Raw genomic sequence first — 13,842 nt, 5'->3', positions numbered from 1 at the left:
TCACTTCACTTCTTCTTCGAGCGGGAGTCCGGGTCCTCAACCACCGATGGCCGCGGCCACGATGATGGACAGGCCGAGGATGAAGGAGCCGATGACGATGCCGACGGCGGTGTTCTGGTCGACCTCCAGCTCCTTGTGCACGTCGAACGGCATGATGAGGCGGATGACGAAGAAGCCCGCCACGAACACCGCCAGGCCAATGAGCGAATAGATGACGCTCGCCAGCACACCCTGCCAGCTCACGACGACGCCGAGTAACAGCATCACTTCCCTCCCTGAAAACCACCGGTCCACAGCAGGATGCCACCCGGGCCTCGACGCACGTTGCCCGGCACGCGGTCCTTCTCCTCCCGGGTGAAGGGCGACCACCCGGACACCATCATGGCCGCGTACCCCAGCAGCACCAGCCCACCGAACCACTTCATGCCGCGCCTCCGTGTCGTGCCATGCGCGTCTATTCCGTCAGATTGCTGTCCGCCCACCGGCGCGTCTCGAAGCCGTGCGAGCGGAAGAAGGAGAACGCCGGCGCCAGCAGCAGCAGCCCCAGCGCCACGCAGAACCAACTGCCGTTGGGCGTGTCGTGCACCAGCTTCACGCTGTAGTTGCGCGCGGACGGTCGGGGCGACGCGTCGTAGGACGCCGTGGTGCGCAGCACGTACTTGCCCGCCGGAAGCACGGACAGATACAGGCTCTCGCTCGGGCTGCCCTCGCTCCAGGAGCCGTCGCTGTCACTGCCCTGGTAGAAACTGAGCTCCTGATAGAAGCTCCTCACGTCGCCCGTCTCCTGGTTCACCAGGTCGCCCTGCACGCCCATCCAGTCGTTGCTGAGGCCCGCGGCCAGCTCCACCTTCATGTTGCCGCGCTTGGTCAGCTCGAAGGGCGCGCTGAACTTCATCGCGGCGGGCGTGCCGGACGCGGCGTCAGGGGGCACCGTGACGCTCTCCTCGAGCACCACCTGCTCCCGCGCGAAGCCGGAGAAGAGGCCCGCCAGGAGCAGCAGCCCCAGAATCCAGAGGAAGGACCACAGCATGGTGGAGCGCATCCCCGCCGAGAGGGGATTGGGCTGGCTGGGGACGATGCCGTACGTCGGCCCGACCTCCTTCAGCTTGAACGCGTCCTTCACCACCTGGGGATCCAGGTACTCGCCGAACGTGTACGTCACCTCGTCCTCGGTGGCGTCCACGTTGATGGAGTACGGGGGGGACACGTACTCGGTGGCCTCGGCGTACTCGCCCGCCGTCACCTCCCAGTAGAACTCGCCCTGCACGTTCTCCGTGACGGCGTGCACGTTCTGGAAGGCCTTGTAGCGGCGGCCGTCGTGGAAGGCGGACCTCAGGGGCACCAGCTCCACGTCACCGGCGGCCAGCGGCTCCAGGAACACCCAGTGGCCGTTGGAGAGCATCAGCCAGACGAAGCCCTTCGCCCGGTGGAAGAGCAGGTACTCCTCCCACGGATAGCGCACGCCCTCCACCGTGCAGGAGCGCACCAGGAAGCCGATGCACATCCACTCGGTGCCCTTCAGCGTGCCCTTGGCCCCCAGCGGGATGATGGGCGCGTGGTCCGGCTTCTCCAACAGCCGCAGGAAGGACAGCTTGCCCTTGCTGACGTCCAGGAGCGCGCCGCAGAACGGGCAGCCCACGCGCAGGGACTTGTCCGGGGCGCGCAGCTCCAGGGGGCCGTTGCACTCGGTGCAGCGAGCCTGCTGGAGGTCCACCTTGCGCTGGGCGCGGGGGCGGAGCTGGTCGACGGGAATCCCGAGCTGCTCCAGCTTGAGCCGCTCGCCGATGAAGACCTCGGGGTCCCTGTCGCGCGTGCCGAAGTCGAGCGTGATGAAGGCGCCCTTGGAGCCGGTGGCGTCGACGTAATAGGAGTCCTGCGTGGGGTCCACGTCGCTGGGGAGCTGGCCTTCGGCGGCCACCACCTTGCCGTGGCCGCGCTCCTCCACCACCCAGGCGCGGTTGCGCAGGCGCAGGCGCTCGCCGGGGTGCAGGTCGGAGAGCGACACGCCCTCCTCCACGCCCGCGTCGAGGACCATGTGGAAGGCGCCCTCGGACTCGCTCACCCACGCGGAGCGCCCGTCGGAGAACTCCACGTACCACTCGTCCCAGGGGCCCGCGCCATGGTCCTTCTGGAGGTGGCCCACCACCTGGAACGCGGTGCGCGCGTAGCGACCCTCCGCGCCCAGTTGGAGCGGCGAGTCGGTGACGAGGATGCGGCCAATCTTCCCGCGCGACTCGAAGTTGTCGCCCTTGCGAGCCACCACCGTCTGGCAGTGGCCGCACACAATCACCTGCGCCGAGCCGGCGGTGAACTCCACATCCGCGCCGCACGACGGACACCTCCCCAAGCTCACGCCTTCACCCCCCGCTTCAGCTCACGCACCTCGCACGAGGCCGCCTTCAGGTGGCGCGTCAGCAGCGACTCGAAGTCGGGGCGCGCGCGAGGGCGGCAGCAGTAGACATTGAGCGCGGCGAAGCCATGCTCCGGGAAGGTGTGGATGGCCAGGTGACTCTCCGCCAGCAGCGTCAGCCCGGTGATGCCACCAGGCTCTGGAAACACGTGCCACTGCGGCTGGCCCACGACCTTCAGGTCGAGCAGGACGAGCAGCTCCTCGAAGAGCGCCGCCAACGCCGCCGCGTCCTTGAGCAGTCCAGGCGAGCAGCCGCTCGCGTCAACCAGCCATTCCTGTCCGGTGGTCAGCTTCGAAGTCCTCCCGCCTCTGCTGGGACTACTTAGCACGAGACCCGACGCACGAAAGCCGCTCGCGCTCGGGGCCTCGCGTTGGCGCCGCGCCACCCCTTGCCGGTACGCTTCCGCGTGAAATGACGCAGCAGTCCGACGTTGACGCCTCCGCGCCCGTTCCCACGCCCTCCCCCACCCGCGAGCCCGGCGCCATCGCCCGGCTGACGCGGGGCCTGCGCGGACTGCCCGCCGCGCCGCGCTGGTGGGGCCCCGGCTGTGGCGGCATGGCCGGCTGGCTCCAGCGCATGCCAGCGGGCACGACACCGGCCACGGTGGACCTGACTCCTCGCTTCCATCACCTGCTGCGGAGCGTGCGCGAGGGAGAGCCCGTGCTGCCCGCCGAGGCACGGCGCCATCAGTACGTGCTGGTGCGCGGCATGCTCGGGGACGAATTGCCCGGCTACCTGCTGGACAACGTGCAGCGGCTGGAGCGCCGGGGCCTGGACGTACTGGAGGCATCGGTCGACACGGAGGGGTTGCTGCTCGACAACGTCGCGGTGCTGCGCGAGGCGCTGCTGGACGCGGAGCACTTCGGTCGCTCGGTGGTGCTGGTGGGCCACAGCAAGGGCGGCGTCGAGTGCACCGCCGTGCTCGCCCTGTACCCGGAGCTGCGCCGGGTGGTGCGCGCGGTGGTGACGCTCCAGGCGCCCTATGGCGGCTCGTCCATCGCCCACGACCTGGCCACCACGCCGGACATGCGGCGGCTCATCGACTTCGCCTTCCCGCTGCTGTTCCACGGCGTGTCGCGCTCGGTGGAGGAGCTGTCCTATTCCCAGCGCATGGCGTTCATCGCCCGGCACCCCTACCCGGCGGACATCCCCACCGTGTCGCTGGCCACCTCGAGGCTGTCGCGCCTGTCCTCGCTCTATCCGCTCCAGCGATATCTGGACGAGCGTTACCGCTACGCGTCCGACGGCATGGTGACGGCGGTGGACGCGGAGGTGCCTGGCGCGCGCGTGGTGAGGCTGGACGACCTGGACCACGCGGAGGCCGCGCTGCGCGCCTTGCCGGGACTGGGCCGCTACCACCCTGGAGACCTCACCGAGGTGATGGTGACGCTGGCGCTGGAGACGCCGTGAGCCGTCGTGGCGTCAGGTCGGCGGCGTCAGCGACACGCGCCGCATGACGCTGTCGATGGTGGCGAAGTGCAGCGCCAGGTCCTCCACCCGCTTCGCCAGCAAGGTGTCTTCCTTCATCGCGCGGATGAGGTCCTGACGGGAGACACCCGACAGCGCGGCCAGGTCATCCACCAGCGCGTCCACCGCGCCCTTCGCCAGCTTCACGCCGTCGCGCGCGGCGATGGCCCGCAGCGCCAGCGCCAGCGTCAGCCGCCGCTCCGCGTCCGCGCGGGTGAGCGGCTCCCTCAACCAGCCCTCCAGCGCCTCCTGGAGTTCGTTCGGCTGGAAGTCCTTGCGAATCAACATGGGCCGCTCGACCTCCGCCCAGCGGCGACGAATCTCCTCGTCCACCAGTGCCGGCGTCAGCGTCACCTTCGTGCGCGCCACCACTTCGTCCAGCACGCGCTCCTGGGTGAGCCGGTCCATCTCCGCGGTGCGCTCGCGGGCGAGCGTGTCGCCCAGGTGGGCCATCACGTCGGTGAGGGTGCCCAGCCCCAGGCGCTCGAGCAGCACCGGCGAGTCATCCTCCAGCAGCTTCATCTCGGAGGCGGCCTTCACGTCGAGCAGGAAGCGCGCCGTCGCGCCGCGCAGCGACTCCACCACGTAGGTGTCCGGCAGCGTCAGCTCGATGCCGAAGGACTGGCCCACCTTCGCGCCCACCAGCGCCTCGAAGAAGCCGGGCAGCAGCGCGTCGGGGGCCACCTCCGCCCGCCAGTTCTCCCGCGCGGAGAAGGGGATGAGCCGGCCGTTGGCGAAGCCGAGCACTTCCAGCAGCACCTCGTCGCCGAGCCCCACGACCTCGCCCGCGAGGCGCACCCGGCGGTCGGCGTGCTGGCGGCGCAGCACATCGAAGCGCGCCACCAGGGACTGCTCGTCGATGGGGCCAGGGGCGCGCAGGGCCACCGTCAGCCCTTCGAGGGAAGGCGCCTGCACGGTGGGGAGGGAGACGGGCTCGGTGCTGCCCAGCGACATCGACGCGGGCATGCGCTTCATGATGCCGAGCGCATGAAGCTCGGCCAGCGAGCGCGCACCGCCACCCTTCGAGTCGTTCTGGGACGTCATGCTTCCTCCGCTCCGGGAGGTCCGGATACCACAGAGCGGAGGAGGCGGCGCGGCGCCTAGAAGAACGCGCCGACGAAGCTGGACGCCGTCGAGACGACAGCGCCTGTCTGGCTGACCAGCGGGATGTTGGTGGCGGCGGCGACGGAGCCCAGCGCGGTGACGCTGGCGGTGACCCTTCGGCCCACCGACGCGTTGGGGTCGGCCAGCGTGCTCGCGGCGGCGGCGGTGTCCGCGGCGGCGATGGCGACGTTGAGGCCCGGCGCGAAGCGACCCGCGGCCCTGGCCACGGCCGTGCCACCATCCCGCAGCGCGGTGCGGGCGGCGTTCGCGCCCAGACGGCCCGCGTCCTCCAGGCCCTCGCCCGCGGCGCGAGCGGCGGCGTTGCGCATCACCTGACGGGACCCGCCCAGCACGCCCTCGGAAGCGGCGGCGGTCGCCACGCGGTTCGCCGCCGCGGCCGAGGCCTCCGGCGCCGCCTGCGTGAAGGCGGCGCGAGCAGCGTCGGCCGCCGCGCGGTAGTTGCTCACGTTGCCCGCGAGGTCCAGGCCGCCCTTGGCCACGTTGAGGCCGGTGGACGCCAGGCTCGCCGTGGAGCCGGCCGCCCTGTTGGCGGAGTCAGCGGACGGAGCGCGGAAGGCGTCGCGCACATCGCGGAACGCCAGGTAGGCCGCGCCGGGGAGCTGCGCCACGCTGGCCGCCGTGGACACGCCGCCAGCCAGGCGAGCGGGCTGGGTGTTCGCGCCCGTCACGGTGGTGCCGAGCAGGCCCGTGTCGATACGCCCGAAGCGGATGGGGCCCTGAGCGCGGTTCACCTGGGTGGCGCCGACCGCGTCGGAGAACTGCCGCACCCCGTTGGTGGCCCGGGCCACCTCGTTGGCGCCCTCCTCCCAGCGGTCCGGCGTCCGTCCCGCGGGCGCGGCCGGGGTTTCAGCCCGGCACACCGGAAGCGGCGCGGCCGTGGGCTGTGAAGGCCGGGAGGTGGGAACAGGACTCGGGGTGGTACGCGGCTCGATGGGCGCCAACTCGGGACTCCGGACGAGATTCGGGGTGCTCCAGGGGAATCATCGTGCCCTGGTTCCGAATGTTGCGTCGAGAGGGGCCGCTGGCGGGCGATTTTGCCTCCCGGAGAACTCCGGGTCCACGCGGGACGACGTAACCCCCTGTAATTCGTCGAAGGTCGGTTAATCTGCGCGCCCCATGACCACCAGAATCCTGAGCGCCCTCCTCCTGTGCCTCACCTTCACCGCCACCGCCTGCAAGGACTCCACCGAGAAGAAGGAGTCCACGGGCAGTTCCACGCCGGCGCCGGCCCAGCCCTCGGCCCCGAGGCCCTCCGAGGAAGCCCCGGGCGAGTGGATGAAGAAGGTCCAGGCCGGCCAGGACATCCAGGCCACGCTGGAGACGAACCAGGGCCCCATCGTCGTGCGACTGTTCTCGAAGGACGCGCCCAACACGGTGTCCAACTTCGTGGGCCTGGCCACGGGCGAGAAGTCGTGGACGGACCCTCGCAGCGGCGAGCGCGTGACGGGCAAGGCGCTGTACGACGGCGTCATCTTCCACCGCGTGATTCCGGGCTTCATGATTCAGGGCGGAGACCCGACGGGTACCGGCCGGGGTGACCCGGGCTACCGCTTCGGCGACGAGTTCAAGAGCGGCCGCACGTTCGACAAGCCGGGCCTGCTGGCCATGGCCAACGCGGGCCCGGGCACCAATGGCAGCCAGTTCTTCATCACCACGTCCACGCCGGCCTACCTCAACAACAAGCACACCATCTTCGGTGAGGTGGTGAAGGGCTACGACGTCGTGGAGAAGATTTCCAAGGTGGCGACGAGCCCGGGCGACCGGCCGGTGGACCCCGTCGTCATCCAGAAGATTTCGCTCGCGGACGCGCAGTGATGGAGCGACGCAACCTCCGACGCGTGGCCACGCGCCTGGGCGAGCTGGACTGCCAGGTGGTGGACGGGCTCGCCGAAGGCGCCGTGCCGGAGCTGGCGGTGGTGCTCTGTCACGGCCTGGGCGCCTCGGCGACCGACCTGGTATCGCTGGTGCCGGAGCTGATGGCGGTGGAGCCCGCATTGGCGGAGCGCGTGCGCTTCGTGATGCCCGGCGGTCCGCTGACGATGGCGCAGTGGGGCATGCCCCAGGGACGTGCCTGGTTCCATCTGCCCGAGGCATTCATGCGCGGGCAGATGCGGGACTGGGAGGCCTATTCGAAGCAGGTGCCCGAGGGACTTCCCGCCGCGCGTCGCGCCCTGATGTCCACGGTGGACGCACTGTCGACCTCGTCGAAGCTGCCCTATGGACGCATCGTCCTGGGCGGCTTCAGCCAGGGAGGCATGGTGACGACGGATGTGGCCCTGCGGCTGGAGGAGCGACCGGCCGGGCTGTGCATCCTCTCCGGCACGCTCATCGCGGAGGAGGAGTGGAAGCAGAAGGCCCAGGCCCGGCAAGGGCTGCCGGTGTTCCAGGGCCACGGCCGCCATGACGACGTGCTGCCCTTCGTGACGGGCGAGCGCCTGCGCGACGCGCTGGTGCAGGCGGGACTGTCCGTGGACTTCCTCCCCTTCGACGGGCCGCACACGATTGACGCCGAGGAGTTGGAGCGGATGGCCGCGTTCCTGAAGGCGCGACTGGAAGGCTGAGGCATGTACCACGCGAAGGAGCTCACGGTGCCCACCCGGGGGCGCGGCTTCACGGACATCACCGGGGACGTGCAGCGGGCGGTGGCGGACAGCGGTGCGCGGCAGGGGCTGTGCACCGTGTTCCTGCACCACACGAGCGCGTCCCTGATTCTGTGTGAGAACGCGGACCCCGACGTGCGCCGGGATTTGGAGTCCTTCTTCGCGCGGCTGGTGAAGGACGGAGACCCCCTCTTCGTGCACGACGCGGAGGGGCCCGACGACATGCCCGCGCACGTGCGCACGGTGCTCACGCAGAACTCGCTGAGCATCCCCGTGAAGGACGGCGCGGCGAACCTGGGGACGTGGCAGGGCGTCTACGTCTGGGAGCACCGCGCCGCGCCCCACCGCCGACGCGTCACCGTGTCGGTGGTGGGCTGAGCGTCACAGTCCGCGCGTGCTGGCGACGACGCGGACCTTGCGCTCCTTCATCTTGGTGGGGATGCGCGCCTGCCCGCGGATGCGCACCCACGAGCCGGGCGACTCGGGCGTGGCGTGCACCATGGACCAGCCGGTGGGGACCTCTGGAGCGGACCAGCCGTAGAGGGCCCGGGCATCCCGAGGCGCCAGGTTGACGCAGCCGTGGCTCATCGGCTCGCCGAAGCGGTCATGCCAGTAGGCGGTGTGCAGCGCGTAGTCCTGCTCGAAGAACATGGTCCACGGCACGGTGGCCACGCGGTAGGTGTCATTGCCCGCGGTGCCGTTGCCCGTCATGTCGGCCTCCGCGAACTTGATCCACACGCGGTAGAGGCCCTCGGGCGTGTCCGTGCCGGGCTTCCCGGAGGAGATGAGCGTGGCGTAGACGGGGCGCTCGCCCTCGTAGGCGACGAGCACCTGGGCCTCCAGGTCCACGTCGAGCCAGCGTGCACCCGGCTCCACGCCGGGGGGCGCGTGGGTGAACCAGGCGACGTGCAGGTCCTGGCGCGCCACCCAGTGGTCCTCCGCGATGAGCACCCAGTTGCCATCGGGAGACAGCTCGCGCACGGCGACCAGGGTCCTCGCGGGCAGCACCGTCTCCCGGGCGGCCTTCGCGTCCGGGGCGACCTTGACCTCCACGGAGGCGGTGGGCTTCACGCGCGACTGGGCCCAGGCGAAGGGCGAGGACAGCTCCGACAGTTGCTCCGCGTCCACGCCGACGAAGGCGGAGGGCCGGTACTCGCGCAGGACGCGGGCCTCCAGGTATTGGCCATCCGTGGTGCGCCAGAAGGTGCGCCGGCCCACGCGCACCTGTCCGCGCAGTTGCACCGTCACCGAGCCCTTCAGCAGGACGCCCTTCCTCCTCGAGCGGGCCAGGGCGAGGCTCGGGTAGGCGCGCACGCGCTTGCCCACGACGCGGGCATAGGTGCCGGGGGTCAGCTCGCCTTCACGCAGGCGGGGCAAATCCCGGACGCGGGGCTCGCGGAAGTTGCGCTCCAGGTAGCGCTCGCAGACCCAGCCGCGAGGCTGGATTTCGACCCAGGCCTCGCACTCGGGATTGCGCATGGCGGTCTCTCCCTTCCAGAGCACGCGCATGTCCTGGGCCACCGTGCCCAGGGGCGGGGCGTCTTGTCGAGGCGCCGAGCGGACCGCGATGGAGCGACGCACGCGCAGCGAGCCCGCGTCGGGCTGGTAGGGAATGGCGACGGGCTCGGTGCCCGCGTCCGCGCTGCTGGCCGTCGCGGAATTGGGAGTGTCCTCGTCGGGCTCCAGGGACGGGTCGTCGAGCACGAGGCTCGTGTCTTCCAGCGGCTCGCCGTCCGGACCGAGCACCAGCTCCAGGCCGGGGTTGCGCTTGTCGGGGATGACGACGAGCTGCTCGGCGGGAGGTGGGGGTGATTCCTCGGGGTCCTCGACGGGGAGTTCCTCGCGGCGCTCGGGCTTGGGCATGGCGCTGAGCGCGGGGTCGATGGCGAGCGAGGGCTCGTCGTGAGCAGAGGAGCCATCATCCGAGTCGCGAGAGTCCGTGGAGGGACGCGCGGCGGAAGACGTACGCGAGGGCCCGCCGTCCGTGTCGGGCACTGGCGCGGTCCGATTCCAGGCGGCGAGCAGGTCTCCCGACGTGGAGGCCGAGGGTGCGTGGATTCCGGCTGAACCCGCGGATGGGGTGCCACCGTCATCCGAGGGGACCGTGCCGGCTGCGGTAAGCCCATGCTCCATGGAGCCGTGACCCAACAGGGCACTGTCTCCTGCGGGCACCGTCGCGTCAGCTCCGGCAGGGGCCGTCGCGCTGGCTCCAACAGACACCGGCGTGCCAGCTCCGGAAGGAATACCCGCGCCAGCTCCGGCAAGGGCCGTCGTACCAGTTTCAGCAGGCACCACTGCCCCAGCTCCGACGGCCGTCGCGCCAGTTCCAGCAGGCACCACTGCCCCAGCTCCGACGGCCGTCGCGTCTGCTCCGGAAGGCACCGCCGCGCTGTCGCCGGAAGGCGAAGACCCATTCACCACCGCCGCCCCCGTGGACGGTGACGCCCCATCAGGCCGAGGCTCGGCCGAGGAGGCCGCCGCGCTCCTTTGGAGATTCGGGCCCGAGGGCGCGGGGGGAATGGCCGTGGTGGGCTGGGACGGGCTCGGCGCTACACCCACGGGAGAGGGGGAATCCTCCGTCTTCGACGAAGGCGTGCAGGCGATTCCAGGCAGGAGAAGGGCGAGCTGAAGCCAACGTCGCATGTGGATGACACGGTACGAGGGCTCGCCCGCTTGCTCAACGTCGTCCGAGGTGGGGCCGCCTGCGCGCGACTCCGCGCGGGTGCGTAATCCGTGCGGTCCTGACGGTGGATGTCACATGCAACGGAATGGAGGCACCCTGCCCCACTCCCTCATGGGAGGAATCCCGTATGGCCCCGGATACCCCGAGACATGTCTCACGCGAGACACGCCCCACGCCACTCGACTCCGTGCGCCTCGGGCCTACCGGGGGCCGAGACGGCTGCGTCGTGGTGCCTTGGTCGGGGGCGGCGTGGAAGAAGCCGCGCTCGCTCCGGCGGTGATGAGCCGCAGCTCCGCGAGCGCCACGCGCACATGATGCGCGAGCTCGTGCTTCTTCGTGTCCTCGATCCAACGCTCGAACGCACTCTTGAAGATGGCGATACCCGCTTCGGCGACGAGGTGGGCCACCGTCTTCTCGACGCCGCGTCCCCGGAGGCTCTCCGCCATCGCCGAGGCGAGTGATGCCAGCTTGATGAGCTCGCGCTCCCGAAGCTCCGCGTGCGCCATGATGAGGGGTTGCCGCTTGCATGCATGCGCACGGCGCTCCTCGAATCCCGGCGAGGTGGCCTCCAGCGCGGCGGCGACGACGTCGATGGGAGCCATTGCCTTCGGCGCATCGGCGATGGTGCTGACCATGAGCGCCTCCAGGCCCTTCGAGCCCGAGAACAGCACCTCTCTCTTGTCGGAGAAGTAGCGGAAGAAGGTCCGCTCGGTGAGCCCCGCACGCGCGGCGATCTCCTCCACCGTCGTGCGGTCGTACCCGCGCTCCTGGAACAACGACATCGCGGCGTCCTGCAGGCGTTCGAGCGCGTTCGGTTCCCAACGACCCATCGCACCACTGTACCTGATTGCAGCGACTGACATCACGTGCTAGGAGTCATGTCAGCTTCTGACATCGGAGGTTCACATGCGCGTCTTTGTCACGGGTGCATCGGGGCACATCGGTTCCGCCGTCGTCCGCGAGTTGCACGAGGCCGGGCACCGGGTCGTCGGGCTCGCCCGCTCCGACTCCTCGGTCGCCGCGCTGAAGTCCGCTGGCGCGGAGGTGCGGCGAGGCCACCTCGATGACCTCGCGGGCCTGCGAGAGGCCGCCGCCACCGCGGATGGAGTCATCCACCTCGCGTTCAAGCATGACGTGGCCTTCACTGGCGACTACGCGGGCGCGGTGGCGGCCGACCTCCGCGCCATCGAAGCGATGAGCGCCGTGCTCGAGGGCTCCGGAAAGCCGTTCGTGGGCACGGCGGGAACGCTCGCGCTGGCTCATGCGGTACGCGGTCGCCCTGGCACCGAACACGACGTGCTCGCGGGCGGCCCCCGCATCGACGCGGAGAACGCGGTGATATCCCTCGGCAAGCGCGGCGTCCGGTCCTCCGTCATCCGCCTCGCGCCGACGGTGCACAGCTCACTCGACCACCAGGGCTTCGTCCCGTCGCTCATCACGATGGCGCGAAAGAACGGCTTCGCCGCCTACGTCGGGGACGGCGCCAACCGCTGGCCAGCGGTGCACACGCTCGACACGGCGAGACTCTACCGACTGGCGTTGGAGGGAGCGCCAGCGGGCTCTCGCATCCACGGCGTCGCCGAGGAGGGCATCCCTTTTCGCGACATCGCTGAAGCCATCGGCCGTGGCCTCGGACTGCCGGCCAGGAGCGTCTCCGCCGAGGAGGCGAACAAGTACCTCGGATTCCTCTCCGCCTTCACCCAGCTCGACAACCCCACGTCCAGCGCGCACACGCAAGACCTCCTGGGCTGGAAGCCGACGCATCCGGGGCTGCTCGCGGACCTCGCCGATCGCCACTACTTCGAGTCCGTGGCACCCGCATGACAGGAGTCGTGCCGAGCGCGAGCAACGCGCGCTGAACCCTCGGTACCCCGGGCCGCTGCGTTGACCGACTCCGGGCGCCGGTTCAGCGCAGCAGCCCGATGACCTCGGCGGGGAACGCCGTCCCCGAGGGCCAGAGCACATAGGCCGCGCCGCGCGAGTGCTGCCATGCGCGCCAGAGTTCGTCGCGCTTGTAAGTCACCCCCACCGTCTCGTCGGTCTTGAACGCGGGGTCATTGCACACGACGTCACCGTCGGGCGTGAAGCCCCTCAGCACGATGAGGTGTCCATCCGAGCTGCGCACGGGCGAGCCGGTGAGCTCCCCTTCCTCGTAGGCGATGCTGATGCTGACGGGGATTCCCGCGGCGATGAGGCGCTCCACCTGCGCGAAGCCATCCAGGCGCAGCACCGCGCCATGCAACGCGCCGTCACCGATGGCGGAGGCATACGCCGTATTGAAGGCCCAGTTGCCCGTGCCCTTGTAGACCCAGTCATAGGTCCGGTCCGCCGACGAAGGCACCGTCGTGGTCAGCTCCGGCCGCCCCAGCTTCTGTCCCCAGTACCCGAGCAACATCGTCGTGGACGTGGGCGAACACCACACGGGGCCGCCGTCCGGGTAGAGCATCTGCGAGTGGCCGGGGACCTCCAGCACCGTGCCCCAGGCCGTCCGGTCGGACGTGGCATCCGCGACGACACCCTGCTTGTCGCTCACCGCCGCCGACAGCGCGCGAACCCGGGGCGTGGCCTCCGGCTGTGAAGAGAACAGCCACACCGTCATCCGCAGCGCGTCCGCGCGACGCTTGAGGTTGAGCGTGTCCGTGTACACCTGACCATCCGCGTCCCCCTGCCCGTCCACGCTGTGCCGGGCCACGGGCTCATTGTCGAAGGCCCACACGCCCAGCTCGTAGTCCTTGGTCCAGGTGCCTTCAATGCGCGCCGCGAGCGTCACCTTCACCCAGGTGCCCGGAGGCGTCAGCGCATCGAACGAGGGCACCACGCTGGTGAAGCCACCCGGCACGAGCTGGACCTCGGAGACGGCGCTCCCCAGTCGGTAGGTCGCCTCGTGGTAGCGCGTACCACCCTCCTCGTTGCGTCCCGTGGGAACGGGCACGCTGTCCGTCCGCGCCGACGCGTCCAGAACCAGCGCGCCGTCACTGGTGACTGAGAGGCCCTCGCGCGTGAAGCGCTCGAAGTCGCGCTCCACCGCGCTGCGTCGCCACAGCTTCGCCGGAGTCCCCGGCTCACCCGCGGGAGCATCCTCACGACCTTTCTGCTGCGAGACACAGGCCGTCTGCGTGGAGGCCAGGAGGAGGGCAAGCGTCGACAGGGAGCGAGCGTTCACGGAGTGGAGTCTGTGAGAACCCGATGCAGTCGGCAACCACCGTAAGGGCTCATCCGGCCGCATGCCTCTTGCTCGAAAATTCCACCTTCAATGTGTCACCCACGGACGTCATTGAACGTTCAGTGTGTGAAACAAGCGCGAAGGAGACCTGAATTGTTTGGCATGGAAGACAAACCCAGACAGAGGTCTGGCCTCTCACCCCAAGAGCCCACCCCAGAGCAGGTGAAGGCCATCGAGCCGGAGCTCATCGAGCTCTTCGTTTCAGCAAAGACAGCACCCACCGAAGAGCAGATCGGCGCAGTCGTCAAGAAGCACTGCAAGACGTTCCAGCAGTTCAAACACGCTGACGATGACGACTGACGAGGTGAGCCCGTCGTATTGAAGGCCCCCCAA

General features: G+C 69.9%; 15 protein-coding genes. 6 read left to right on the top strand and 9 right to left on the bottom strand.

Annotated elements, in window-relative coordinates; all coding sequences use genetic code 11:
- Positions 1 to 36: 36 nt before the first annotated feature.
- Genes G4D83_RS20015 through speD form a run of 4 tightly spaced genes read right to left on the bottom strand, consistent with a single transcriptional unit; the run spans position 37 to position 2,628 of the window.
- Complete coding sequence (locus G4D83_RS20015) at positions 37 to 264, bottom strand: DUF350 domain-containing protein (RefSeq protein ID WP_141647619.1); 228 nt, start codon at positions 262 to 264, stop codon at positions 37 to 39.
- Complete coding sequence (locus tag G4D83_RS45550; RefSeq protein WP_205522666.1) at positions 264 to 425, bottom strand: hypothetical protein; 162 nt, start codon at positions 423 to 425, stop codon at positions 264 to 266. The genes G4D83_RS20015 and G4D83_RS45550 overlap by 1 nt, the downstream gene beginning before the upstream one ends.
- 29 nt (positions 426 to 454) lie before the next feature.
- A complete protein-coding gene (locus G4D83_RS20010; RefSeq protein WP_163866393.1) occupies positions 455 to 2,353 on the bottom strand; it encodes a DUF4178 domain-containing protein in 1,899 nt (632 codons plus the stop codon).
- Entirely contained in the window at positions 2,350 to 2,628 is a 279-nt protein-coding gene (speD, locus tag G4D83_RS20005; RefSeq protein ID WP_240356435.1) for an S-adenosylmethionine decarboxylase, read from the bottom strand. Before speD ends, G4D83_RS20010 begins: the two co-directional genes overlap by 4 nt.
- Positions 2,629 to 2,822: 194 nt before the next feature.
- Here speD and G4D83_RS20000 point away from each other — a divergent pair, with 194 nt between their 5' ends.
- A complete protein-coding gene (locus tag G4D83_RS20000) occupies positions 2,823 to 3,821 on the top strand; it encodes an alpha/beta hydrolase family protein (RefSeq protein WP_163866392.1) in 999 nt (332 codons plus the stop codon).
- Positions 3,822 to 3,833: 12 nt separating this feature from the next.
- On the opposite strand, the gene G4D83_RS19995 is transcribed toward G4D83_RS20000, so the two are convergent.
- Together G4D83_RS19995 and G4D83_RS19990 are read right to left on the bottom strand one after the other, a co-directional pair.
- Entirely contained in the window at positions 3,834 to 4,922 is a 1,089-nt protein-coding gene (locus G4D83_RS19995) for a trigger factor (protein WP_163866391.1), read from the bottom strand.
- A gap of 56 nt (positions 4,923 to 4,978) precedes the next feature.
- Complete coding sequence (locus G4D83_RS19990; RefSeq protein ID WP_163866390.1) at positions 4,979 to 5,944, bottom strand: hypothetical protein; 966 nt, start codon at positions 5,942 to 5,944, stop codon at positions 4,979 to 4,981.
- A gap of 175 nt (positions 5,945 to 6,119) precedes the next feature.
- On the opposite strand from G4D83_RS19990, the gene G4D83_RS19985 reads away from it, so the two are divergent.
- Genes G4D83_RS19985 through G4D83_RS19975 form a run of 3 tightly spaced genes read left to right on the top strand, consistent with a single transcriptional unit; the run spans position 6,120 to position 7,981 of the window.
- Positions 6,120 to 6,818 (top strand): peptidylprolyl isomerase, encoded by a 699-nt coding sequence (locus G4D83_RS19985; RefSeq protein ID WP_163866389.1) that lies wholly within the window; start codon positions 6,120 to 6,122, stop codon positions 6,816 to 6,818.
- On the top strand, positions 6,818 to 7,564 hold the full coding sequence (locus G4D83_RS19980; RefSeq protein WP_163866388.1) for an alpha/beta hydrolase: 747 nt from the start codon (positions 6,818 to 6,820) through the stop codon (positions 7,562 to 7,564). Before G4D83_RS19985 ends, G4D83_RS19980 begins: the two co-directional genes overlap by 1 nt.
- 3 nt (positions 7,565 to 7,567) lie before the next feature.
- Positions 7,568 to 7,981: a secondary thiamine-phosphate synthase enzyme YjbQ gene (locus G4D83_RS19975; protein WP_163866387.1), complete on the top strand. Its 414-nt coding sequence runs from the start codon at positions 7,568 to 7,570 to the stop codon at positions 7,979 to 7,981.
- A gap of 3 nt (positions 7,982 to 7,984) precedes the next feature.
- Here the strand turns inward: G4D83_RS19975 and G4D83_RS19970 are convergent, their stop codons facing one another.
- Together G4D83_RS19970 and G4D83_RS19965 are read right to left on the bottom strand one after the other, a co-directional pair.
- Positions 7,985 to 9,598, bottom strand: a complete 1,614-nt coding sequence (locus G4D83_RS19970) for a L,D-transpeptidase family protein (protein WP_240356434.1) — start codon at positions 9,596 to 9,598, stop codon at positions 7,985 to 7,987.
- Positions 9,599 to 10,486: 888 nt separating this feature from the next.
- Positions 10,487 to 11,068 (bottom strand): TetR family transcriptional regulator, encoded by a 582-nt coding sequence (locus tag G4D83_RS19965; RefSeq protein ID WP_338041933.1) that lies wholly within the window; start codon positions 11,066 to 11,068, stop codon positions 10,487 to 10,489.
- A gap of 124 nt (positions 11,069 to 11,192) precedes the next feature.
- Between G4D83_RS19965 and G4D83_RS19960 the strand changes: the two genes are divergently transcribed.
- Entirely contained in the window at positions 11,193 to 12,110 is a 918-nt protein-coding gene (locus tag G4D83_RS19960) for an SDR family oxidoreductase (RefSeq protein WP_163866384.1), read from the top strand.
- Between the two features lie 82 nt (positions 12,111 to 12,192).
- On the opposite strand, the gene G4D83_RS19955 is transcribed toward G4D83_RS19960, so the two are convergent.
- Entirely contained in the window at positions 12,193 to 13,449 is a 1,257-nt protein-coding gene (locus G4D83_RS19955; protein WP_240356433.1) for a C39 family peptidase, read from the bottom strand.
- Positions 13,450 to 13,611: 162 nt separating this feature from the next.
- Between G4D83_RS19955 and G4D83_RS19950 the strand changes: the two genes are divergently transcribed.
- Complete coding sequence (locus G4D83_RS19950; RefSeq protein ID WP_163866382.1) at positions 13,612 to 13,809, top strand: hypothetical protein; 198 nt, start codon at positions 13,612 to 13,614, stop codon at positions 13,807 to 13,809.
- Positions 13,810 to 13,842: the final 33 nt, after the last annotated feature.

The sequence above is a fragment of the Myxococcus eversor genome (assembly GCF_010894455.1).
GTDB classification, from domain to species: domain Bacteria; phylum Myxococcota; class Myxococcia; order Myxococcales; family Myxococcaceae; genus Myxococcus; species Myxococcus eversor.
This window is presented reverse-complemented; position numbering and strand designations above follow the sequence as displayed.